Below are 23,798 nucleotides of genomic sequence, written 5' to 3' on the forward strand. Positions count from 1 at the left end.
GGCCGGGTGACGACCGCATGCCGCTGATCGGGCCCATCCTCGACGACCGCACCTTCGCCCAGCTCCGCGACGAACTCGTCAAACGGATCCCGGTCTACGCACCCGAATGGACCGACCACAACGCCGGCGATCCCGGCATCGCCCTGCTCGAACTCTTCGCCCACCTCGGCGAGTCCCTGCTCTTCCGCTTCAACCAGATCCCCGACGCCACGAAGGCCGCCTTCCTGCGGCTGCTCGGCGTACGCCCCCGGCCCGCCCTCACCTCCCGCACCCTCCTCGTCCTGGACACCGACCGCCCCGAGGGCGTACAGGTGCTGCCCGGCACCGAGGCCCGTGCCGGCGCCGTCTTCTTCGAAACCGGCCACGAGACCGTCGCCTGGCCGCTGGAGACCCTCGCCGCCGGCAAGACCCCCGTCGCCCCCGCCCCGCCCGGGAGCACCGAGGCCCGCCGCCGCGACAACATCGTCCAGGCCCTCCCCAAGGCCGACCGCGACCGCATCGCCGCCGGCGCCCCGCTCTCCTTCCACGTCACCACCCGGGTCCCCGCCGACCCGCTCGACCCCGAGCAGCCGCCCCTCGACGTCAGCACCACCCTCGACCAGAGCCTGTGGATCGCCCTGCTCGCCAAGAAGACCACCGATCCGCGCCGACTGCCCGGCCAGACCCTCTTCCTCGGGATCGTCCCCGACGAGGAACTGCCCCGCCCCTACGACCTGCGCGCCCGCGACCCCCACGACCCGACCCGGGTGCGCGCCGGCGAACTCCTCACCGCACCGCCCGGCTTCCTGTGGGAGCTGTGGAACGGCCCCGCCGCCCGCACCCCGTTCACCCCGCTCGCCGTGCTCGGCGACACCACCCGCGGGCTCACCACCGCCGGCGTGGTCAGCGTCGCCCTGCCCGCCGCCCTGCCCGACCCGCCCCCGGCCCGTCCGCCCGCCGGCGGCGGCCTCGACAGGCCGCCGCCGCTCGACGACGACGCGACCGCCGCCCGCGTCCTGGCCTGGCTGCGCGTACGCCGCCCCGCCGGGGAGAACGACGCCATCCACCGCATCCGCTGGGTCGGGGTCAACGCGGTCGGCGCCGTCCAGGCCCGCACCGCGGCCCCCGAACTCCTCGGCACCGGCACCGGCGACGCCGGGCAGACCTACCGCCTCACCCAGCGCCCCGTCCTCGCCGGCAGCGTCCGCCTCGAAGTGGAGGAGGCCGACGGCTGGCGGCCCTGGACCGAGGCCGAGGACTTCGCCGCCGACGGCCCCTTCGACCGGCACTACACCCTCGACGCCGACGCCGGACTCGTCCGCTTCGCCGGCCGCGGCCGCCTCCCGCAGATCGGCGAGCGCATCCGCGTCCTGTCCTACCGCTACGGCGGCGGCTCCGCCGGCAACGTCCCGGCGGGCGCCGTCACCGCCCTGACCGGGGTCCCCGGCGTCAAGGCCGCGAACCCCCTGCCCGCGGCCGGCGGCGCGGACCCCGCCTCCCTCGCCGACGCCCTCGACGCCCTGCCCGCCGAGGTGCACCGCCGCGACCGGGCCGTCACCGCCGACGACTACCGCGCCCTCGCCCTCGAAGTCCCCGGCGTACGGCGCGCCGAGGCCCTGCCGCTGCTCCACCCCGACACCCCGGCCGTGCCCGCCGCCGGCGTCGTCAGCGTGCTCGTCTTCCCCGCCGAGGACCTGCGCGACCCGGGCGCCCCGCTGCCCGACCTCGCGCTGCTGCGGCAGGTGGCCGCGTACCTCGTGCCGCGGCGGCCGGTCACCGCCGAGCTGTACGTCATCCCGCCCACCTACGTCGACATCGCCGTCTCCGTCGGGATCCGCACCCGCGAGGGCTACCAGCCCGACGCCGTGCGCCGCTGGACCGAGCTGATCCTGCGCCAGTACCTCGCGCCGCTCCCGCCGTACGGGCCCGAGGGCGCGGGCTGGCCGCTCGGCCGGGCCGTGCGGCGCGCCGAGCTCGAAGCCGTCGCCGTACAGGTCGAGGGGCTGGAGTACCTGGAGGGCGAACTCCTGCTCGCCCGGCGCTCCGGCGAGGGCTGGACCCCGCTGCCGCTCGTCCCGCTCGAAGCGTGGGAAGTGCCCCGCCTGACCGCGATCACCGTCGTCACCGGCAGCCCGCTGCCCGCCGGCTCCGGTTACGGCTCCCCGCCACCGCCCCCCGGCGACCCCGTGGTCGTCCCGCTCCCCGCGGAGGTGTGCTGATGCACGGCGACCGCACGACCGCCCTGCTCGCCGACCCGGACCAGTGGCTGCGCTGCCGCCACGAATCCACCGCCCTGCTCGACGGCGGCGGCGTCCAACTCGCCTGGGAGCCGGATTCGGAGTCCGACGCCGAGGGCTGGGCCGGCGTCGGATCCCGATCCGGACTCGGCTCCGAATCAGGACCCGGCGCAGGAGCCACAGCGACAGCCGCAGTGGGAGCCGGCTTCGGCTCCGGAGCCACAGCCGGAGTGGGAGCCGGTGCCGGTGCCGGCGTCGGCGCTGGTGACGCCGCCGGAGCCGGAGCCGCAGCCGGAGCCGTTGCCGGCGCCGCCGCGGCTGCCGGGTCCGTCGGCCACGGTCCCCTTGGCGGGTCCGTCGGCGTCGGCGTCGGCGCGGCTGCCGGTTCCGCCGGCCACGGTCCCGCCGCCGGGTCCGCCGGCCAAGGCCCCGCCGGGTTGGCCTTCGACCGCTGGGGCCGCGCCTACCGCTCCCATCCGCGCGCCGGCCGCGTCGACGTCCTCCCGCCGGACGGCGCGAGCGCCCCCGCCGCCGGACCGCCGCGGCCCGGCACCCTGTGCATCCCGCGCGGCCTCGCCGTCGACGCCGGACAGCGGCTCCACATCGCCGAATCCGGCGCCGCCTGCGTCCACGTCGTCGACCTGTGGGGCGAGCGGCTGCTGCGGCGCGTCCCCGTCCGCACCCCGGCCCACCCCCACCGCCGGCCCCTCGACGTCACCGCCCACTGCGGCGCGGTCGCCGTCCTCGTCACCCGGCCCGCCGGAATCCTCCTGCTCCACGGCCGCCGCGGCCCCCTGCGCGGCCCCGCCCTGCACCGTCCGTCCGGCGCCGAGGACCTGCGCCCCACCCGCATCGCCGACCACGCCGGCCTGCTCCACGTGCTGTGGACCGGGCCCGCCGGCGGCCGCGCCGTCGTCGCCCGGGCCGACGGCACCCGCCCGCTCGCCGTCGACGGAGCCACCGACCTCGACGTCACCCCCGACGGCGCCCTCGTCGTCGCCCGCGGCCCCGGCCGCCCCTTCCGCCGCTTCCGCCCCGACGGCACCTCGTGGTCCGAGATCGAACCCCTGCGCGCCCCGGGCTACGACGGCGGTGCCCTCACTGTCGACCCCGACGGCCGCATCGCCTTCACCACCGCCGACGGCACCGGCCGCACCGCCGGCCCCGCCGCCCGCTACACCCCCTCCGGCACCGTCCTGTGCTACCGGCTCGACGCCGGCGAGTACCGCACCCGCTGGGGCCGGCTCTTCCTCGACGCCTGTATCCCGCCCGGCACCGAGGTCAAGGCCGCCTTCCTGACCGATGACGAGGACACCGTCCCCGACCCGCTGCCCTGGCAGCCGCCCGCCCGCGGCCCGCGCGCCGTACGCCGCCCCGACCTCACCCCGCCCCTGCCCTCCGCGGCCGGCCGGGCCGCCCGGCTCCCCGCCCCGGCCCCGCTGTTCCGCCGGCCCACCGGACGCGAACTGCCCTGGACGCAGATAGACCCCGACGACGGCTTCGAGACGTACGAGGCCCCCGTCCAGGCCCCGCCCGGCCGCTACCTGTGGATCGTGCTCCGCCTCACCGGCACCCTCCGCCTCACCCCGCGCATACGGGCCCTGCGCGTGGAACGGCCCGGGCACCGGCTGTCCGCGGCCCTGCCCCGCGCCTGGAGCCGGGACGAGGCAGACGCCGCCTTCCTCCAGCGCTTCCTCGCCCCCGCCGAAGGCCTCCTGCACGAACTGGACTCCCGCGCCGCCCTGCGCACCCTGCTCCTCGACCCCCGGACCACCCCGCAGGAGGCCCTCGGCTGGCTCGCCGGGCTCCTCGGCCTGGCCCTGGACCGGCGCTGGCCCGTGCCCGCCCGCCGCGCCCTGATCGCCCAGGCGTACGACCTCTTCCGCATCCGCGGCACCGCGGCCTGCCTCGAACGCATCCTGCGGCTCTACCTGCCCGTGCCCGTGGCCGTGGTCGAGCACTGGCGGCTGCGCGGACTCGGCGGAGCCGTCCTCGGCACCGCACCCGGCGGACCCGGCGCCCCGGCCGTCGGCGGCGCCGCCCGCACCTCCGGGGCGCTCGGCCGGTTCACCGTCGGCGGCACCCGGCCCGGCGAGGACGGCTACACCGCCACCGCGCACCGCTTCAGCGTGCTGATCCCCGCCGCACCGAGCCCCGGCCAACTCGACGTCGTCCGCGCCATCGTGGAGGCCCACAAACCCGCCCACACCCGCGTCGACATCTGCCCGCTGGGCGCCGGCATGCGCATCGGCCGCACCCTGCACCTCGGACTGACCTCCGTGGTCGGCCCGGGCGGGGCCTGGGCCCCGGCCGTCGTCGGCCGCACCGCGGTCGGCACGGACGGGATCGTCGGCGTGCCCGCGGCCGGCTCCCGCGTCGGCGAGAGCACCATCGCCGGGGCGGTGCGCGTCGGATGACCACCTCCCCGGCCCACACCGCCGCGCCCACCGAGGCGCCCGTCCTCGTCGTCGGCCGGCTCTCGGCCACCCTGCGCCACGAGCCGGGCCGCCCGCCGCCCGCACCGGACCCGCTGCGCGGCCCCCTGCTCCACGCCGTCGGCGGTCGGCTGGAGTCGGCCCTGCGCGGCCTCGCCCTGCCGCCCGGCCGCTGGTGCCTGGCCCGGCTCGACCTGACCCTGCCCCTCGACCTGGACCGCCCCGACCGGGCCCTGGCCGACGACTGGTCGCGCGCCGTCGCCGCCGCGATCGAGCGCACCGTACGCGAGGGCTCCGCGGGCGCCGGCGGCCCCGCCACGGCCGTCCACTACCGCCACGACGCCGACCTCCTCGCCGACGCCGTCACCGGCCTCGCCACCGGACGCCTCGAACGGCTGTGGGCCTGGCGCCAGACCGGCCTGCTGCACCCCGAGGACCCCGCACCGCAGACCTCACCCGGCGACGCCGCCCTGGCCGTCCTGGCCCGCCACCCGCAGCAGGCCGCCGCGGCCGTGGTCCGCGCCGCCGAGTACTGCGGGGCCGCCGCCCTGGACCGGGCCTGGGGCCGCCACGGCTGGCAGCGCCTCGCCGCACTCGCCGCCGGGACCGGCACCGAAGCACTGCCCCGACCCGTGGCCACGGCGCCGCCCGCCCCGGCCGTCAGGGCGCGGGCCCGCGCCCTGCTCGCCGGCTCACGCCTCGCCGCCCTGCTGCGGGACAGCCGGCTGCGCCCCGCCGAGGAGACCGCCGCGGCCTGGGCCGTCCTGGTCCTCGCCGAAACCGACCCCGCCGCACTGCACGCCGCACTGCACCGGCCCGGGCTCCACCGCCTGCTCACCGAGGCCCTGCGCGCGCCGGACCGCCCCGGCCCCCCGCTGCCGCCCGCCGCCGCGCAGGGCCCGCCGGGGGAGGCCCCGGAGCGGCCCGGCGACCCGGGGTCCGCCCCGCCGGCGTCCCGCGCCGCCGCGGACGACACCGCGGGCGGTGCTCCCGCCGAGCGGCCCCCCGTACGCACACCCCACCCCCCGGCCCCCGAACACGCCGGGCCCGGCCCCGGCCCCGCACCCGAAGCCCTCCCGGCCGTCACCGCGTCGGACGGCGCCCCGACCGACTGGGCCGGACTGCTGTTCCTCCTCGCGACCGCGGCCGAGGCCGGACTCCCGGACCGCGCCCTGGACGATGCGGCCCTCGCCGCCCGGCCGCTGCCCTGGGTCCTGCACGCCACGGCCCGGACCCTCCTCCCCGCCGCCGGCCCCGACGACCCGGCCCTCCTCGCCCTGGCGGGCCTCACCCCGGCCCGCGCCGCCCCGTTGCTGTCCGCCGCCCCGCCCACCCCGCGGGAGCGGCCCTGCCTGGACGCCCTGGCCGCAGCCTGGGCGCAGGCCACGGCCCTGCGCCTGGCCGCCGCGGCCGGGGCCGGGGCCGGGGCCGACGCGGTCGACCCGTACCGCGTCGTCGCCGCCCTGGCCCGGCGGCGGGGCCGGATCCTGGCCGAGCCCGGGTGGATCGAGGTGGTGCTGGCCGGTCGTGACGCCGACGTGGCCGTGCGCCGGGCCGGGCTCGACCTCGACCCGGGGTGGCTCGGCTGGCTCGGGGCGGTCGTGAGGTTCCGGTATGTCTGAGCGCATCAGCCTCGCCCTGTCGGCCCGAGCCGCCGCCGTGGCCGTGCGGGTCGCCGACCTGCTGGACTCCCTGTGCAGCGAGGAGGCGGGCGCCGAACCCGCCGCCTTCCTGCGCGACTGGGCCGCGACCGCCGTACGCCGGGCCCGGCCCGGCCCCGGCGGCCCGCCGCCGTCCGTCACCCCGCTCGACCGGCTGGTGCGCCGCTACGGGCTCGGTGTCCTGGAGACCGAACTCGTCCTGTTCGCCGGGCTCCCCGAGGAGCACGAGGGCCTCGCCCGCACGTTCCGCACCATGAGCCCCACCGGCGCCCCGCACCCCAGCGTCGGCCTCGCCGCCCTGCTGGCCGACCGCGGTGGCGTACGGGCGCCCGCCACGGACCGGGCGGCGCTGCGCCGGCTGCTCCACGAGGGCCCCGCCGTACGGTCCGGCGTGCTCGCGCTCACCGGCGAAGGCCCCTTCCACGAGCGTTCCCTGACCCTCGCCGACCAGCTGTGGGAGGCCCTGCACGGCTGCCCCGCCCGCCCGGCCGCGCTCGAGGAGGCCGACCCCGGCCCGCCCGTACCCGGACTCGACGGCTGGCTCGCCCTGCCCGAGAGCGCCCGGGCCGTGGCCGCCCTGCGCTCCCGCGAGCCCCGCGTCCTGCTGGTCGGCGCCCGCGACGAGACCGTCGGCCTCAGCCGCTGCACGGCCCTGGCCGACGCCGCCGGGCTCGGCCTGTTCGCCGCCCGGGCCCGCCCCGACGACCCCCGCGCCCTGGGCCTGCTCGGCGTGCACGCCGCCGTCCGCGGCGCGGTCCCGCTGCTGGTGGTGCCCGCCCCGGCGCCCGGCGCGGCCGCCCCGGCCACCCCCGCAGCCGACCGCATCCCCGGCCCGCTGCTGGTCTGCGCCCTGCCCGGCGCCGTACGCCCCGGCCCGCAGCGGCCGGTCCTGACCGTGCCCGTCGGCCCCGTCGGGGTGGCGGACCGGCGCCGGGCCTGGCGGGCCGCCCTGCCCGAAGCCCCCGACCAAGCCCCCGAACTGGCGGCCCGTCACCCCTTGGACCCGGCCCTCACCGCGCAGGTCGCCCTCGACGTGCGCAGCCGCGCCGCCCTCGCCCCCGCCGGCGGGCCGGGGGACGGCGGTGCGGTGCCCGATGTCTCCGGGGCCATCCGGGCCCGGGCCGGCGCCCTGCTGCCCCCCGGCGTGGACCTGGTCGGCCCGCAGGCCCGCTGGCCACGCCTGGTCCTGGCCCCGGAGGCGGACGGCCAGCTCCGCGACGCGGTGGCCCGACTGCGCCACCAGGCGCTGGTCCTGGACGACTGGCGGCTGCGCGAGGCCGCCCGGGCCGCCCGCGGCGTACGGCTGCTGCTGACCGGGCCGCCCGGGACCGGCAAGTCGCTGGCCGCGGAGGTCCTCGCGACCGAGGCGGGCCGGGACCTGCTCGTCGTCGACGGCTCCGAGCTGGTCTCGAAGTACATCGGCGAGACGGAGAAGAACCTCGCCGCCTGCTTCGAGGCGGCCGAGCGCACCCAGGCGGTCTTCCTGCTGGACGAGGCCGACGCCCTCTTCGGCACCCGCACGGAGATCTCCGAGGCGAACGACCGGTTCGCGAACATGGAGACCGCCTACCTGCTCCAGCGGCTGGACCGCTTCGACGGGCTGGCCGTCCTGACCACCAACCTGCGGCAGAACATCGACGCGGCGTTCATCCGCCGCATGGACTTCGTCGTGGAGTTCCCGCTGCCCGAGGAGGCGGGCCGGCACCGGATGTGGGACCTGCACCTGCCCCGCGCGGTGCGCCACCCCGACGTGGACCCGTCGGCCCTCGCCCAGTGCTACCCGGTGCCCGGCGGCTGGATCCGCAACGCCGCGATCGGGGCGGCGTTCCGGGCGGCGGACGAGGCGGGCCCGGTCCGCCAGCGCCACCTGGTCGACGCGATGCGCCGCGAGTACGGCAAGGCGGGCCGGCCCTTCCCCGGGGAGCCCCCCGCGGCGGGCGGCCCCCGCGCGGACGGCCGGGCCGCACAGGCCCTGGCCGCGGCGCAGGCCCCCGGCTCCGCGGCCCCGGCGACCGCACCACCGGCCGCCGCCCCCTTCGCGATCGACAGGCGTACCCGGAAGGAGACCCCATGACGGCGCTCGGCACCGGCCCCGGCGGCCCCGGCGGCACCACCCCGTGCGGCTGCGGCTGCGGCGGCGCGCCCGCCCCGGACCTGCCCACCGGCTCCGGCAGCCCCGCCGGCCCCTGCGACGGCGGCCCGTGCGGCGCAGAGGAGCTGCCCGCGCACCCGTTCCTCGCACTGCGGGTGGCGTTCGGCATGCTGCTCGGGGAGGACGACTTCCGCGTCCTGATGGGCAATCCGCGCGGCAAGCTGATGCTCCACCAAGCCTGGCAGCACGGACCCGGCGTGGTCTGGGGCCTCGGGCTCGCCCGCACCGGCGACGAGCTCGCCGTCCTGCCCGGGCTCGCCGTGGACGGCCTCGGCCGCGAACTGAACCTGGAGGCCCGGTGGTGCCTGTCCCTGGCCCGCTGGGCGAAGGACTGGGCCGAGGAACACCCCCCGCAGGCCACGGACACCGCCGCCCGGCCGGCCCCCCGCACGGGCGCGGACGCAGGCGCAGCGGCGTCCGCGGACGCGGAGCCCGCCCCGCCCCTGCGCCGCACCGCCGAGGCCTGGATCACCGCCGAGTTCGCCTCCTGCCCCGACCGGCCGGTCCCCGCCCTGGCCGACCCGTGCGACGTGACCCGCCGTCACGACGACTGGTCCCGCCACGTCGAGACCGCCCGGATCACCCTGCAGGCCCGGCCCCCCGAGCCCTGGAGCCCGTACCACCGCGTACGGGTCCTGCTCGGCCTGGAGGAGGCCGGCGAGGCAGATCCGGCCGGCCGGGAGGCACTGGCGGAGGCCGCCGCGGTCGCCCGGGAGCCCGCCCACCTGAGGGCCCCGGCCCTGCTGGCCGCCTTCCGCCGGCTCGCCGCCCGGGACGCCACCGCGCAGGCACCGCAGTGCGCGGAGGGCGACGCCTGCCCGCCGCGCGCGCCCGTACCGGAGGAGCGGGGCGGCGTCCTCCTCGCCCGCCTGACCGTCGAACTCACCGAGTACGACGGCTGCGTACGGGTCGAGGACGTCCGCGTCGACCCCGACGTCCGCACCGCCCTCCTGCCCACGACCACCCTCCAGGAGCTGCTCTGCGGCCTGGCCCCCGGCCTCGTCGGCGTCGCCGCCGAGACCGACGCGGGAGGCCCGCGCCTGATCCGCGACTCCCTCGTCTGGAGCCGCGAGCACACCGTGCTGACCTTCGAGGTCACCGCCCCGCTCGCCCCCGGCTGCGCCGAACCGGAAGGCGTCGAGATCACCTCGCTCTCCGACGGGGGCCGCGGCTGGGCCACCGACGAGGTCGCCCAGATCGGCATCTCGGCGGACGGCCGCCGGGTCAGGGTCGACCTCGACCAGCGGCCCGCCCACGAGACCGTACGCATCCGCATCCGCGGCACCGGCCCCAAACCCCTGTACGGAAGTTCCCCGCGCGCCCCCTTCGCCGGCCCGGTCGGCGGGCCGCCGGGCACCCCGGACGAGGGCCACGACGCCGTCGTCACCGTCCATCTGCCGCGGCCGGCAGCCCCCGGGAGGACCGAGCCATGACGACCACCGAAGGAACCGCCCCGGCCCCCGCGGGCCCCGCGTCCTCCGCCCCGGCACCCGCGCCCGCCGCACCGCCCTCGGCGACCGCCGACGGCGGGATCGACCGGCTGAACGCCTTCGACGGCCTCTTCCTGCGCGCCGAACACCTCACCCGCATCCAGGACTACGCCCGCGAACTCGCCCTGGCCGTGGGAGCCGCGGCCGGCCCCGGCGTGGCCGAGGGCTACGAGGTCAGCGTCCAGGCCGGCACGCTGCGGGTCGGCGCGGGCCTGGCCGTCTCCGCCGCGGGCCGCCCGCTGCGCTCCGAACGCCTGGTCACCCTGCCGCTCGCCGGCCTCACCCCCGGCCCCGACGGGTTCTGGTGGGTCGAAGCCGTGCCCGCCACCCGGGACTACGGCGAGGCCCCGGTGCAGGGCAGCTACTGCGACGACCCCTGCTCCGGGACCGCCGCGACCCGGCACCCGTACACCGCGGAGGGCGTGCGGATCCGGCTGACGGAGGACAGCGAGCGGGGCCTGGACGGCCAACTCCCGGCCGCGCGCCGCAACTACCTCGCCTCGCGGATCTTCCGGGCCGAGCGCACCGAGCACTCCGCCTGGCCGTACGGCACCGCAGGCGGCGGCACCGGAACCGGCACCGCCGCGGGCGCCCCCGCCCTCCCGGTGAACTGGGACCCGCCGCCCGTGGGCCCGAGCCGCGCCCAGGGCGTCCGCCTCGCCGTGCTGCTGCGCGTCCCCGGCACGGCCGACACCTTCGAGGTCGACACCTGGACCGCCCGCCGCGACCGCGGCGCGCCCCCGCCGTACCGGTACTGGCAGTCGCGGCTGGGCATGCGCCCCTGGGACGTCTTCACCGCCCAGATCCTCCAGTTCCAGACCCAGCTGGCGCAGGTGCTCGCCGCACAGGAGGCCCCCCGCAGCGATCTGGGGCCGCTGCTGGAGCAGCTCGCCCTCCTCGGCGGGCCGCAGTTCCTGAAGTCCCACACCAAGGACCAGCTGGGCCGCGAAGTGGCCCGGATCGTCGCGGACCTCGGCGGGGGCGCCCTGATCACCGCGGCCGCGCCGCAGGGCCCGTACTCCCTGGCGGAACTGGGCCTCGTGGAGCTGCCTCCGGCCGGCTACCTGCCGCTGCCGCCGGCCCCGCAGGAGGACCTGCGCAGCCCGCAGGACGCGCCGCGCGACCCGCTGGACCGGGTCCGCACCCTGCTCGGCCCGTACGCGGACCTGACCTACTGCCGGTGCGGCCTCGCGGACATCGCCGGCGCCGTGGAGGAGGCCCGCGACCGCGACCGCATCAGGCTGGACCGGCGCGCCGCCGTGGACATCCTGCTGCCCGTCGACGACGCGGGCGAACAGGCCGCCGACTGGGTCGCGTTCGTACGCAGCAGGCGCCGCTCCTGCTACAGCCCGGGCAGCGCCGTCCGGACGCCCGCGGCAGCGGACCCGGAGCGGCAGGTGCACACGGACGCGGACGAGCCCGCGGACACGGAGACGACGACGGACGCGGGAGAGGGTGAACTGTAGCACTCGGTGACTGATCGGTGACGCTTTGCGCATAGAGTGAGCGGTCGGACTTCTCTGAGGAGGACCGCCTATGAACCAGCAGTTCCTCGAGTCGCCGGTCCGGGTCCCCGGGCCGGGTGCGGGTGAGGGTGAGGCTCCGACCCTCCATCTCCTCGGCGGCCCGCGCGTCGTCCACCGGGGGAGATGGCTGGACGTCCCGGAGGGGGGCAAGCGGCTGCTCGCGTTCGTCGCGCTGAACGGCGGCCGCGTCGAACGGCGGCACGCCGCGGGCACGCTGTGGCCCTCCGGCGACGACCTGAGGGCGGCCGGGAACCTGCGGTCCGCACTGTGGCGGCTGAAGGCCGCCGGCATCGACCTGCTCGACTCCGACAAGTGTTCGCTCGCCGTCCGCGAGCACACGGTGGTCGACCTGTACGTGCTGTACGGCTGGGCCGGCCGGCTCATCAACGGCACCGCCACCACCCAGGACCTCTCGGTGCTGAAGTGGCGCGCCGACGCCTTGGACCTGCTGCCCGGCTGGTACGACGACTGGGTGCTGCTGGAGCGCGAGCGGGTCCGCCAGCGCCTGCTGCACGCGCTGGAGGCGCTCAGCCGCGAACTGGCGCGCGTCGGGCGGCACGCCGAGGCGGTGGAGTCCGCGCTCGTCGCGGTCAGCGCCGAACCGCTGCGCGAGAGCGCCCAGCGGGCCCTGATCCAGGCCCACTTGGCGGAAGGGAACCTCATCGAGGCCATGCGCACCTACGACACCTACCGCGACCTCGTCAAACGGGAGCTCGGCGTGGAGCCCGGCCGTGAACTCTCCTCCCTCATACGCGACTTCTGCCGCACCGCAACCCGGTCCCGCGAGGTGCTCGCCGCCCGGGTGCGACACGCCTGATCCCGGGCCAAGCTGGGGGCATGACCGACGACCCACAGGGCGGGACCGGCACGGAGCTGCGCCTGGCCCTCGCGATGCGGGGCGGCGTCAGCCTCGCGGTGTGGATGGGCGGGGCCTGTTGCGAGACGGCGGCGCTGCGGTCGGCGGCGCCGGGGGCGCCCGCACCCACCGCGGACGCGGCGCCCACGGGCGCCGCGCCGACGCGGGAGGCGCCTGCAGGGGAGGCGCCGCCGCGGGAGGCACCGGCGGGCGGGGCGCCGGCAGAGGAGGCACCGGCCGACGGGCCCGAGCCCGCCCCGGCGCGCGACGTCTACCGGGGCCTGCTGGCGGCCTGCGGCTACGAGCGGGTCGAGGTCGACGTCCTGGTCGGCACCAGCGCCGGAGGGCTCAACGGCGTGCTCATGGCCTGCCACCTCGTGTACGGGATGCCCTTCGGCGACGGCGTGCGCAACCTGTGGCTGCGCCTGGGCGACCTCGAAGGACTGCTGCGCCGCTCGACCCCCTTCCACGTACCGGCCTCGCTGATGCGCGGCGACGAGGTCTTCTACAAGGAGCTGCGCTCCTGCCTCGGGGACCTGGTCAACCAGGCGCCGCCCGCCTGGCACCCGCCCGCCTCGCTGCGGCTGATCCTGACCGCGACCCGGCTGCGGCCCCGCCGCGACTGGGTGCGCCCCCGGCTCGGCCGGCCGCAGCTCGTCGGGCGGTCCGACGCCTACTTCCGCTTCCGCCACCGCGGGGCGCTCACCGACTTCCCCGACGACGTCACGGGTGCGGCCCGCGACGCGGCCCTCACCCGTCTGGCCTATGCCGCGCGCACCACCTCCTCCTTCCCCGGGGCCTTCGAGCCCGGGCAGGTGTACGTCGCCAACGGCGCCCAGAGCCTCACCGACCCGCCGCGGGTCGACATGCGGGGCGTCAGCAGCGAGACCGGCTACCCGGACGAGGACCCGGACGGCTGCGTCGAGCTCATGGACGGCGGCCTGCTGGACAACATCCCCGTCGCCTGGGCCGTACGGGCCATCGCCGGGGCCCCGGTGACCCGCAGGGCCGACCGGTGGCTGCTGTTCCTGCAGCCCGTGCCGCCGTTCCCGCCGCCCCCCGCACCGCCGCAGGCGAAGCGGCGCGTGACCCGGCTCGTGCGGACGGCCGTGACGTCCCTCGCCGTCAAGACCGGGTCGGAGTCCCTGCGCGACGACGCCCTCGCGCTCCAGGCCGCGGACGCCGCGGCCCAGCAGCGGCAGAGCGCCACGGGGGCGCTGCCGCTGACCCTCGACGCCCTCGAGGGCATGGTCCCGAGCCGGCTGGCGATGTACGCGAGGACGGTCGGCGGCGCCGAGGCCACCCGGCTGGTCCGGCTGCTGGAGGACCCGGCGGACGTGACCGGCCCGGACGCGCTGCCGCTGCCGGCCGGCCCGGGCCCGCTGGAGCCGCTGGACGAGACCGGCGAGGGTTCCGTCACGCTGTTCCGGCGGCTGCGCGCGGCCCCGGCCGGCCTGGTGCTCCCCGACGGGGACGGCGTGCTGCCCGAGCCGGGCTGCTCCCCGCTGCCGCTGGCCCGCACGGTCCGGCTGCTCCTGGACTGGGTACGGGCCTGGGAGGCCGGGGCGGACGGCGCTGACGGCGCTGACGGCGCGGATGTCGCGGACGGGGCGGAGCGGTATGCCGGGAGCGACGGCGCCGGGCCGGTCGCCGAGGAACTGCGCCGGCGGCTGTACGCCTTCCGGTTCGCCGTCGCCGTCCTCATCGCCGCGCGGGACCGCCTGCTGCTGGCCGCCTACCGCGACGCCCTGGCCCTGGGCATCCTGCCCGAGGACGCCACCGGCCCTTACGTCGCGGCCACCCGGCAGCTGGCGGCGCTGATGCCGGCGCTGCCGCCGCCGGGCGCGGACCCGCGGCAGTGGGAGACCTGGGCCGTCAACCTCGCCCAGGCGGCCACCGGCGGGGCACCGCCGCCCCCTCCCGCCCCGGTGGCGCCCGAGGCCGCGTACGCACAGCTGTGGCTGCGGCTGGCCGAACTCGGCGAGGACGTCGGCACGCGGCTCCCCGCCGGGATCGCCGGCTACGAGGCCCTCCACGAGGCCGCGTCCGAGGGCACGCTGCCCATGGCCGACGCCCTGGCCCGGGCCGAGGTGCTGCTCGGCCCGCTGCGCCCGAATCCGCTCGCCGAGGCCGCGGACATCGCCTTCCACACCGTGTCGGCGGCGAACACCAGCTGGGCCACCGACACCGTCCTGCCGGGGGTGGGCCGCAACTCCCCGAAAGAGCTGGTCCGCGCCAAGCTCAGCGGCAACCAGCTCAACAACTTCGCCGCGTTCCTCAGCGCCCGCTGGCGGATGAGCGACTGGACCTGGGGCCGCCTCGACGGGGCCGCCTCCCTCGTCTCCGTCGTCGCCACCGACGAGCGCCTCCAGCGCGCGTTCGGCGGCATCCAGGACCCCACGGCGCTCGCCGGGGCCGTGGCCGAGGCCACCGGACTCGGTGACCCCTTCGTCGAGGCCTGGGCCGCCCACGTCGTGGCGCAGGGCGATTCCGTCGCGCCCTGGGACCGGGTCCGGGCCGTCCTCACCGAGCTGCGCCAGCGCGAGATCCTCGACGGGGAGCTGCCGCTCATCGCCGAGCTCCACGCCCGGGGCCCGCGCGGCGGCAACCGGCCGCCGCCGGTTCCGCCCGCCCCGCCCCCGCTCGCACCGGAGGCCTTCGACGACGCGGTACGGGCGCTGCGCGCCATCGGCGCGGAGGAGGTGTCCGGGCTGGTGCGGCAGCGGGACCCGCGCCGGGCGGCCCTGCGCGCCGGCCTGCTGGCCTGGCCGGCGCTCCAGCCCTCCGGCGGGGGCGGCGCCCGGCTCGTACAGGGCGTCCTCGGGGTGCTGAAACCGCTGGTGTACCTGCCGTTCCTGTTCGCCGTCCTGGCTCCCTGGCCGGCCCTGGCCGCCTCCGCGCTGATGTGGACGGGCATCGCCTTCTGCACCGGCCAGTGGTCCTCCCTGCCGGGGCACGTTCCGGTCTGCCTGTACGCCATGGCCGCCCTCGCAGCGGGTACGGGGCGGCTGCGGCCGCCCCCGCTGCGGTACGCGGCGCTCGCGTCCCTCGCGGTACCGCCGCTGGCCCTGTGGCTGCTGCGCGGCCACACCGCCCCGGACCTCGGCCCCTGCTGGCGGTCGGTGGTCATCGGCGCGGCCTTCGCCCTCGCCGCCGCGGCCGTGCTGGACGCCGGCACCGACCGGTGGCTGCTGTTCCCGGCGGCGGCCCTGGCCGCCGGCGGCCTGGCCGCGCTCGTCCAGTTCGGCCGGCCCGCGCTCGACAACGGCTGGTGGGGCGCACTGATGCTCTACGTCGTCCTCTTCTGGGTGACCTTCGTCCTGCCCTGGCTGTACCCGCGGGCCGCGCCGGGGGTGACCCCGAGCCCGGCACGGAGCCCCTCGCCGATCGCTCGGATAGGGTGAATCGGTAGGAATCGGACCCTCCGGGGTGAGGTCGGTGCGGTGGACGCTTTCCAGTCGACGAGCGAGGTCCCGGACCAGCCGGCCGCGGCTGTCGGGTACGCGGGCGTGCTCCGCGAGCTCCTGCCGATCGCCCTGTGGCGGGAGGACGCCGACGGCCGCATCGTCGAATGGTCCCTGGCCGCCCAGGACCTGCTGGGCCACCGCCCCGAGGACATCCTCGGCCGGCCCGGCACCGCAGTCCTCGTCCCCGAGACCAACCACGGCCTCGCCCGCCAGCTGACCCGCCGCGTCCAGGCCGGCGAGACGGTCGTCGGCACCCTCCCCGTCCGCCACCGCGACGGCCACCGCATCACCATGGAGATGTGGATCGTCCCCGCCGCCGACGCCCGGGGCCGCACCGGGGCCATGCTCATCGCGGTGGAGACCTCCGAGGTCCTGCGCATGCGGGACTCCCTCGCCGCCCTGCAGAGCCTGTTCACCCAGTCGCCCATCGGGCTCGCCACCCTCGGCCCCGACCTGCGCTTCCTGCGCGTCAACGACGCCCTCGCCCGGATGAACGGCGTCAGCGCCGCCGACCACCTCGGCAAACGCCTCACCGAGGTCGTCCCCGGCGTCAACGCCGCCGCACTGGAGGCGACCATGCAGCAGGTCCTGGACCGCGGCACCGCCGTCCTCGACGTCCGCCGCACCGGCCGCACCCCCGCCGACCCCGGCCGCGAGCACACCTGGTCCTGCTCCTACGCCCCCCTCCTCGACGGCTCCGGCCGGGCGCTGGGCCTCATCGCCTCCCTCATCGACATCACCGAGGGCCAGCAGGCCCAGATCGAGGCCGAGCGGGCCCGCCGCCGCTTCGCCGTGCTCGCCGAGGCCGGCACCCGGATCGGCACCACCCTCGACCTGCGGCAGACCGCCGAGGAGATCACCGACGTCCTCGTACCGCAGCTCGCCGACTCCGCCGACGTCCAGCTGCTCGAAGCGGTCCTCGCCCCGGACGACTCCGCCGCCACCCACCGCGGCCTGCTGCGCCGCCTCGCCGCCGTCTTCCCCGACCCGGACGCCCCCACGGCCAGACTGCTGCCCGGCCAGACCTTCCGGATCCCCGCCGGAAGCGTGTACGAGCAGGTCATCGCCGCCGGCCGGCCCATGAACCTCTACCGCACCGACGTCCCCGCCCTGGTCTCCGACCCGCGCGCCGAACCCCTGCGCGCCTACCTGTCCTCCCTCGGCTCCGCCCGGCTGATCCCGCTCGTGGCCCGCGGGACCGTCCTCGGCGCGGTCACCGTCACCCGGCTGGCCGAACGCGAACCCTTCGACGAACAGGACTGCATCCTGGTCGACGAGGTCGTCGCCCGCGCCGCCCTCAACATCGACAACGCCCGCATGTACACCAACCAGCGGCGGGCCGCCCTCACCCTGCAGCGCAGCCTCAGCAACAGCGACCTGCCCCGGGTCGCCGGCCTGGAACTGACCGGCCGCTACCTGCCCGCCAGCGCCCACGACGTCGGCGGCGACTGGTACGACGTCATCCAGCTCCCCGGCGGCCGCACCGGCCTCGTCATCGGGGACGTCATGGGCCACGGCATCCACGCCGCGGCCGTCATGGGCCAGCTGCGCACCGCCGTACGCACCCTCGCCCGGCACGGCGTGCCCCCCGGCCGGCTGCTGCGCTCCCTGGACGCGGTCGTGGCCGACCTCGGGGAGGACGAGATGGCCACCTGCGTGTACGCCGTCCACGACCCCGCGTCGGGCGGCTGCGTCATCGCCCGCGCCGGCCACCCCCCGCCGGCCGTGGCCACGGCCGGCGGCGCCGTCACCTTCCTCGACGGGCCGCCCGGGACCCCGCTGGGCACCGGCGGCCGCGAGTTCCGCACCGAGCGGCTGCAACTCGCCCCCGGCAGCCTGCTCGTGCTCTACACCGACGGCCTGATCGAGGCCCGCGACCGCGACCTCGACCAGGGCATGGCCCAGCTCGGCCGGGTCCTGCGCGACCCCGCCCAGCCGCTGGACGCCCTGTGCGACGGCATCCTGTCCCGGCTGCTGCCCGAGGCCCCGCAGGACGACGTGGCCCTGCTGCTCGCCCGTACGGCACGCCTCCGGCCCTGACCGGCCCTGACCGGCCCTGACCGGCCCTGACCGGCCCGGTCACCAGGCCAGGTCCTCCAAGGCGTCCAGGTCGGGTTCCGGCAGGGTCGGCTCCGGGCCGGCGGTCAGTGGGAGCTCCGCCCAGATGACCTTGCCCCGCTCGGTGTAGCGCGTGCCCCAGCGGTCCGCGTACTGGGCCACCAGGAACAGGCCGCGGCCGCCCTCGTCGGTGGTGGCCGCGTACCGCAGGTGCGGGGAGGTGCTGCTGGCGTCGGACACCTCGCAGATCAGGTTCCGGTCCCGCAGCATCCGTACCCGGATCGGCGCGCCCCCGTACCGGATGGCGTTCGTGACGAGCTCGCTCAGGATCAGCTCCGCCGTGAACGCGATGTCCTCCAGCCCCCACGCGGCCAGCTGCGCCGAGCTCGCGCCCCGGACCCGGGAGACGGCCGCCGGATCGGAGGGCACCTCCCACTCGGCGATCCGGTCCGCCTCCAGCCGCCGCGTGTCGGCGATCAGCAGCGCGATGTCGTCGCTCGGCGAGGGGAACAGCAGCGCGGCCAGCACGTCCGAACAGGCCTGCTCGGGGCTGCGGCCCGGCCGCGCCAGGGTCTCGGCCAGCATGCCCAGCCCGGTGTCGAAGTCCCGGTCCCGGTCCTCCAGCAGCCCGTCGGTGAACAGCACCAGCCGGCTCGCCTCCGGCAGCCGCAGCTCCACCGACTCGAACGGCATGCCGCCCACCCCGAGCGGCAGCCCGACCGGCACCTCCGGGAACTCCACCCGCCCGTCCGGCCCGACGAGCGCGGGCCCGGGGTGCCCGGCGCTGGCGATCGTGCAGTGCCCAGACACCGGGTCGTAGACCGCGTACAGGCAGGTGGCGCCGGTGAGGCCGGCCGGCTCGCCCGCCGCCCCGTCCTCCCCGTCCGGGACGGCCCCGGACTCGTTCTGGTCGATCCGGCCGATCAGCTCGTCCAGGTGTCCCAGCAGCTCGTCGGGCGCCATGTCCAGCGTCGAGAAGTTGTGCACGGCGGTCCGCAGCCGGCCCATCGTCGCCGCCGCGTGCACCCCGTGCCCCACCACGTCCCCCACGATCAGCGCGACCCGCGCCCCCGCCAGCGGGATCACGTCGAACCAGTCGCCGCCCACCCCCGCCTTCGCCGGCAGGTACCGGAACGCCACGTCCACCGCGCTCTGGTCGGGCAGCACCCGCGGCAGCAGGCTGCGCTGGAGCGTGACCGCCGTCGCGTGCTCCCGCGTGTAGCGCCGGGCGTTGTCGATGGACACCGCCGCCCGCGCGCCCAGCTCCTCCGCGAACGACAGGTCCTCCTCGTCGAACGCCTCCGGCGTCTCGGCCGCCCGCCAGAAGTTGGCCATCCCGAGCACCACGCCGCGGGCCTGCAGCGGCACCGAGATCAGCGAGTGCAGCCCGTACCCGAGCGCCTGGCGGGTGCCCTCCTCGTCCTGCGCCCGCCACCCCTGCGCGGCGTTCAGGTCGGCCGCGAGCACCGCCCGCCCCTCGTCCAGCGCCGTCGCCATCGGCGCCGTCGGCACCTCGAAGCGGATGACGTCCCCGACCGGCTGCAGGGGCTGGTCGGTGCGGATCCCGGTCATCGCCGCCCGCCGCATCTCGGTGTACAGGCCGGCGGCGAGCTCCGGCTCCTCCCCGTGCAGCACCTCCTCCAGCAGCTCCACCGTGACGAAGTCCGCGAACCGGGGGACCGCCACCTCCGACAGCTCCTCCGCGGTGCGCACCACGTCCAGGGTCGTCCCGATCCGCACCCCCGCGTCGTACAGCAGCTGGAGCCGCTCGCGGGCCACCTCGGCGCGGCCCGAGAGCGCGGCCAGCTCGGTGGAGTCGCGCAAGGTCATGACACTGCCCGACGGGCGCCCCCGGTAGGGCTTGGTGGGGCGCACGTTCACCGCCAGGAGCCGGTCGCCCGCCAGGTGCACCTCGTCCGTCGCGACCCGCCCCGACATCAGCAGCGAGGTGGTGTTCGCATCCAGCCCGAGGTCGGTGACGTGGCGCTGCTCGGCGTCGGGCGGCAGGTCCAGCAGCCGGCGCGCCTCGTCGTTGGCGAGCAGCAGCCGGTGGTCGGCGCTGATGATCAGCACGCCCTCGCGCACCGCGTGCAGGACCGCCTCGTGGTGCTCGTTCATCCGGGCCATCTCGGCCGGGCCCAGCCCCCGCGTCTGGCGCCGCAGCCGCCCGCTGACCAGGGCCGCCCCGCCCGTACCGAGCAGCAGTGCGCCCGCGGCGGCGCCGAGCAGCAGGGGGAGCTGGCCCTCGACGACCCCGGAGACGTTGGTGATCTCTATCCCGGTGCCGACCAGGCCGACGACGGTCCCGTCCGCGTCCCGTACCGGCACCACGGCGCGCACGGCGTCGCTGGGCTGGCCCCGGAACACCTCGGTGAAGGACTGCCCGGCGACGGCGCGCGAGAGGTCGCCGGTGGCCCGCCGGCCGATCAGGTCCGGCCGCGAATCGGTGTACCGGACCCCGTCGCGGGTCATGACCGCGATGAAGTCCACCCCGGAGGCCGCGCGCGCGGAATCGGCCAGGGGCTGCAGCTCGGCCGTCGGGTCGGCCGACTTCAGGGCCGCCGGCAGCCCGGGAGCGTGTGCGAACGCCTCCGCCGCGGCCAGCGAGCGGTCGCGCGCGTCGCGTTCGCTGTCGTGGCGGGCCTGGAAGAAGAGGGCCAGCGCGGCGGCGGTGATCAGCAGCAGCACGATCACCGCCGTGAGCGCGAAGACCTGACCGGCGACGCTGTGCGCACCCAGGGAGAAGCGCGCCTGCGGTCCCGGGCCCGGCCCGGTCGGCTGCCGGGGCGGCGATCCCCTGGGTCGACCAAAACGTCCGGTCATGAGCCATTTCTAACACTGCTGCGGGGATTCGCGCGTGGCTGCCGGTGCGGCCGTGGTCACAGCGCGGTAGGCGCGCGGGCTCATCCCCACCTGCGCGGTGAAGTGCTGGCGGAAGGTGACCTCGCTGGCGAAGCCCGCCCGCCGGGCCACCTCCGGCACCGGATGGTCGGTGCGCTCCAGCAGCCGCCGCGCCTCGTCGATGCGGTGGCCGAGCAGCCAGCGGTGCGGGGTGGTGCCGGTCGCCGCAGCGAAGTGGCGGGCGAAGGAGCGCGGCGACATCCCGGCCCAGCGGGCCAGCCGGGCCACCGGCAGCGGCTCGTGCAGCTGCCGCAGTGCCCGCTCCCGTACGGCGGCCAGCGCCTCGGCGGTGCGATCCGCCGCCGGAGTGGGCCGGTCGAGGTACTGGGCGTGGTCGCCGGTGCGGAAGGGACCGGTCACCATCGACCGGGCGATGGCCGCCGCGGCCTCCGAGCCGTGGGCCTGCCGGACCAAGTGCAGGCAGAGGTCGATCCCCGAGGCCACCCCGGCGGAGGTCCACAGGCCGCCGTCCTCCACGTACAGCGGGGCGTCCTCGACCAGGACCTCCGGGTGGCGCTCGGCGAGCTGCGGGGCCAGCCACCAGTGGGTCACGGCCCGGCGGCCCGCCAGCAGCCCCGCCTCCGCGAGGATGAACGCCCCGGCGCACAGCGCGGCGACCGGCACACCGCGGGCGTGCGCCTCCCGCAGCGCGGCGAGGACCGGCTCGGGGGTGGGGTCGGTCGGCTCGGCCAGCGCCGGCACGACGACGAGGTCCGCCCCGGCGAGCCAGTCGAGCCGCCGGTCGGGGGCGAGGGTGAGCCCGCCCGGCAGCGCGATGGGCGCGGTGTCCACGGCGCAGCGGCGCAGCTCGAAGCGGGGGACGCCGACGCCGCTGCGGTCCGGGCCCCAGACCTCGGTGATCACGGCGAGGTCGAAGCTGCGGATGCCGGGCTGGACGACGGCGGCGACGCGGTGCATGCGGCCATGCTGCCACGGCGATGCTGCCAGGGTGGCAGGATCCCATCGATACCCGGCACGGGAGGCGCTGTCTCGGGGGCGGCGCGGCGACCAGCATGGAGCCATGACGAACTCCACGAATTCCACGCCGAACACCGGCACGAACACCGCCACGACTCGCGCCGCGAACCCGGTGCCCCACGAGGGGATCGAGATCGCCGCCGACGCCGCCCTGCTGGTCATCGACGTACAGAAGGGCTTCGACGACACCGCCTTCTGGGGCCCGCGCAACAACCCGGGCGCCGAGCGGAACATCACCGCCCTGATGGACGCCTGGCAGGCGACCGGCCGCCCGGTCGTGCTCGTCCAGCACGCCTCGCGCCCCGGCTCGGTCCTGGCCCCGGACCACCCGGGCCACGCCTTCAAGGACCTCGTCGCCGAGCGGGCGGACCGGGCGGCCCTGCTGGTCAGGAAGACGGTGAACTCCGCCTTCTACGGCACGCCGGACCTGGCCGACTGGCTCGCCGCGCAGGGGATCCGCCAGCTGGTGGTGGCCGGGATCCAGACCAACATGTGCGTCGAGACCACCGCCCGGATGGGCGGGAACCTGGGCTACGACGTCCTCGTACCGCTCGATGCGACCCACACCTTCGACCTGTCCGGGCCGGCCGGGCTGCGCCTGAGCGCCGACCAGCTCGCCGAGGCCACCGCCGTGAACCTCCAGGGCGGCCGCTTCGCCCGCGTGGTCACCACCGGCCAGCTCCTGAGCGCGGTGGCGGCCCCGGTCCCGGCGTGAGGGCGAACGGGCGAGGCCCGGCGCCCGCTCCCCGGCAGGGAGCGCAGCACCGGGCCTCGCTCACGTACGACGCCGCGGTACGCCGCCGTACGCCGCCGTACGTAGGACTGCGCTCAGAGCACGTCGGCGGCGATGTTGGCCGCGACCTGCTCCAGCAGCGGACCTGCGTTGGCGATGCACACCGCCGGGTCCGGCTCGATCTCCGTCAGCGGGTAGGCGCGGCGGATGCCGGCGGCGTGGAGGGCCGACTGCTCCAGCAGGAGCCGGCCGCAGACCGCCACGACCTCCTTGCCCGCGGCCCGCGCCGCCGCCGCGACGCCCGCCGGAGCCTTGCCGTGCAGGGTCTGCTCGTCCAGCGAGCCCTCACCGGTGATCACCAGCGTCGCCCGCTCCAGCGCCGGGGCGAAGCCGAGCACCTCCAGCATCAGCTCGATGCCGGGCCGGAAGCTCGCGCCGAGCAGCAGCGCGCCGTAGCCGATGCCGCCCGCGCCGCCCGCGCCGGGCGAGGCCGCCAGCTCGGTGGCTTTCGGGCCGATGGCCTTCTCCAGCACCAGCGCGTAGTGCGCGAGCGCCGCGTCCAGCGTCGCCACGTCCTCGGGCGAAGCACCCTTCTGCGGGCCGTACACCGCCGCGCAGCCCTTCGGGCCGGTCAGCGGGTTGTCCACGTCGCTCGCCAGGACGAATTCGACCTCCGCGAAGCGCGAGTCGACCCCGGACAGGTCCGCGGAGGCCAGCTCGGCCAGCGCGCCGCCGCCCGGACCGACCGGTTCGCCGTTCGCGTCCAGGAACACCGCGCCCAGCGCGGCCAGCATGCCCGCGCCGCCGTCGGTGGTGGCGCTGCCGCCCACGCCGAAGACGATGGTGCGCGCCCCCGCGTCCAGGGCGGCCTTCAGCACCTCGCCCGAGCCGTACGTCGTCGCCGTCAGGGCGGCGAAGACGCCCTTCGGCAGCAGCTGCAGCCCGGACGCCTCCGCCATCTCCACCACGGCGGTGCCGTCGCGCAGGGCGAAAGCGGCCGTGACCTGCTCGCCGAGCGGTCCGGTGACCCGTACCTCCCGGCGTTCGAACCCGGCCGCCACGGCGGCCGCGACCGTACCGTCGCCGCCGTCCGCGACGGGGAGGGTCTCGACCTCCACGCCCGGTACGGCCTTGCGAAGGCCAGCCGTCACCCGCTCGGCGACCTGAACGGCCGTGAGCGAGCCCTTGAATTTGTCCGCGGCGATGAGCACGCGCGCGGCCTCAGTTACTGCTCCGTCCGTCACCTTGCTATCCCTTGCTATCGAACAGTGCAGTCGCGCCACCATGAGCCTATCCGGAGGATCCTCCTATGCCCATGGGTGGCC

General features: G+C 77.3%; 13 protein-coding genes. 10 read left to right on the plus strand and 3 right to left on the minus strand.

The window, feature by feature from the left end; all coding sequences use genetic code 11:
- Window positions 1–17: 17 nt before the first annotated feature.
- From ABZ924_RS08225 to ABZ924_RS08265, 9 genes are all read left to right on the plus strand, one after another.
- Window positions 18–2,198, plus strand: coding sequence for a putative baseplate assembly protein (locus ABZ924_RS08225; RefSeq protein WP_361905808.1), 2,181 nt, complete (start codon window positions 18–20; stop codon window positions 2,196–2,198).
- Entirely contained in the window at window positions 2,198–4,633 is a 2,436-nt protein-coding gene (locus ABZ924_RS08230; protein WP_361905810.1) for a phage tail protein, read from the plus strand. Before ABZ924_RS08225 ends, ABZ924_RS08230 begins: the two co-directional genes overlap by 1 nt.
- Window positions 4,630–6,273, plus strand: coding sequence for a hypothetical protein (locus ABZ924_RS08235; protein WP_361905812.1), 1,644 nt, complete (start codon window positions 4,630–4,632; stop codon window positions 6,271–6,273). Before ABZ924_RS08230 ends, ABZ924_RS08235 begins: the two co-directional genes overlap by 4 nt.
- The gene (locus ABZ924_RS08240; RefSeq protein ID WP_361905814.1) at window positions 6,266–8,386 is read left to right on the plus strand and encodes an ATP-binding protein; all 2,121 of its coding nucleotides are present in this window, start codon (window positions 6,266–6,268) and stop codon (window positions 8,384–8,386) included. The genes ABZ924_RS08235 and ABZ924_RS08240 overlap by 8 nt, the downstream gene beginning before the upstream one ends.
- On the plus strand, window positions 8,383–9,897 hold the full coding sequence (locus tag ABZ924_RS08245; protein WP_361905816.1) for a hypothetical protein: 1,515 nt from the start codon (window positions 8,383–8,385) through the stop codon (window positions 9,895–9,897). Before ABZ924_RS08240 ends, ABZ924_RS08245 begins: the two co-directional genes overlap by 4 nt.
- Entirely contained in the window at window positions 9,894–11,420 is a 1,527-nt protein-coding gene (locus ABZ924_RS08250; RefSeq protein WP_361905818.1) for a hypothetical protein, read from the plus strand. The genes ABZ924_RS08245 and ABZ924_RS08250 overlap by 4 nt, the downstream gene beginning before the upstream one ends.
- A gap of 70 nt (window positions 11,421–11,490) precedes the next feature.
- A complete protein-coding gene (locus ABZ924_RS08255; protein ID WP_361905820.1) occupies window positions 11,491–12,297 on the plus strand; it encodes a BTAD domain-containing putative transcriptional regulator in 807 nt (268 codons plus the stop codon).
- A gap of 20 nt (window positions 12,298–12,317) precedes the next feature.
- Window positions 12,318–15,740, plus strand: coding sequence for a DUF3376 domain-containing protein (locus ABZ924_RS08260; protein ID WP_361905822.1), 3,423 nt, complete (start codon window positions 12,318–12,320; stop codon window positions 15,738–15,740).
- A gap of 39 nt (window positions 15,741–15,779) precedes the next feature.
- A complete protein-coding gene (locus ABZ924_RS08265; protein WP_361905824.1) occupies window positions 15,780–17,843 on the plus strand; it encodes a SpoIIE family protein phosphatase in 2,064 nt (687 codons plus the stop codon).
- 39 nt (window positions 17,844–17,882) lie between these two features.
- Here the strand turns inward: ABZ924_RS08265 and ABZ924_RS08270 are convergent, their stop codons facing one another.
- Together ABZ924_RS08270 and ABZ924_RS08275 are read right to left on the minus strand one after the other, a co-directional pair.
- Window positions 17,883–20,684, minus strand: coding sequence for a SpoIIE family protein phosphatase (locus ABZ924_RS08270; RefSeq protein ID WP_361905826.1), 2,802 nt, complete (start codon window positions 20,682–20,684; stop codon window positions 17,883–17,885).
- 9 nt (window positions 20,685–20,693) lie between these two features.
- Window positions 20,694–21,680, minus strand: coding sequence for a helix-turn-helix domain-containing protein (locus ABZ924_RS08275; RefSeq protein ID WP_361905828.1), 987 nt, complete (start codon window positions 21,678–21,680; stop codon window positions 20,694–20,696).
- Window positions 21,681–21,867: 187 nt separating this feature from the next.
- Between ABZ924_RS08275 and ABZ924_RS08280 the strand changes: the two genes are divergently transcribed.
- Window positions 21,868–22,455: a cysteine hydrolase family protein gene (locus ABZ924_RS08280; protein ID WP_361905954.1), complete on the plus strand. Its 588-nt coding sequence runs from the start codon at window positions 21,868–21,870 to the stop codon at window positions 22,453–22,455.
- 113 nt (window positions 22,456–22,568) lie between these two features.
- On the opposite strand, the gene ABZ924_RS08285 is transcribed toward ABZ924_RS08280, so the two are convergent.
- Entirely contained in the window at window positions 22,569–23,717 is a 1,149-nt protein-coding gene (locus tag ABZ924_RS08285) for a glycerate kinase (RefSeq protein ID WP_361905830.1), read from the minus strand.
- Window positions 23,718–23,798: the final 81 nt, after the last annotated feature.

Origin of the sequence: Streptomyces sp. NPDC046876, from assembly GCF_040645035.1 — a bacterium.
Taxonomy (GTDB): domain Bacteria; phylum Actinomycetota; class Actinomycetes; order Streptomycetales; family Streptomycetaceae; genus Streptomyces.

What these genes read in the sequence shown, in the direction of transcription:
- ABZ924_RS08225 (WP_361905808.1), top strand. Translation starts at nt 18, where the DNA reads ATGCCGCTGATCGGGCCCATCCTCGACGACCGCACCTTCGCCCAGCTC.
- ABZ924_RS08230 (WP_361905810.1), top strand. Translation starts at nt 2,198, where the DNA reads ATGCACGGCGACCGCACGACCGCCCTGCTCGCCGACCCGGACCAGTGG.
- ABZ924_RS08235 (WP_361905812.1), top strand. Translation starts at nt 4,630, where the DNA reads ATGACCACCTCCCCGGCCCACACCGCCGCGCCCACCGAGGCGCCCGTC.
- ABZ924_RS08240 (WP_361905814.1), top strand. Translation starts at nt 6,266, where the DNA reads ATGTCTGAGCGCATCAGCCTCGCCCTGTCGGCCCGAGCCGCCGCCGTG.
- ABZ924_RS08245 (WP_361905816.1), top strand. Translation starts at nt 8,383, where the DNA reads ATGACGGCGCTCGGCACCGGCCCCGGCGGCCCCGGCGGCACCACCCCG.
- ABZ924_RS08250 (WP_361905818.1), top strand. Translation starts at nt 9,894, where the DNA reads ATGACGACCACCGAAGGAACCGCCCCGGCCCCCGCGGGCCCCGCGTCC.
- ABZ924_RS08255 (WP_361905820.1), top strand. Translation starts at nt 11,491, where the DNA reads ATGAACCAGCAGTTCCTCGAGTCGCCGGTCCGGGTCCCCGGGCCGGGT.
- ABZ924_RS08260 (WP_361905822.1), top strand. Translation starts at nt 12,318, where the DNA reads ATGACCGACGACCCACAGGGCGGGACCGGCACGGAGCTGCGCCTGGCC.
- ABZ924_RS08270 (WP_361905826.1), bottom strand. Translation starts at nt 20,684, where the DNA reads ATGACCGGACGTTTTGGTCGACCCAGGGGATCGCCGCCCCGGCAGCCG.
- ABZ924_RS08275 (WP_361905828.1), bottom strand. Translation starts at nt 21,680, where the DNA reads ATGCACCGCGTCGCCGCCGTCGTCCAGCCCGGCATCCGCAGCTTCGAC.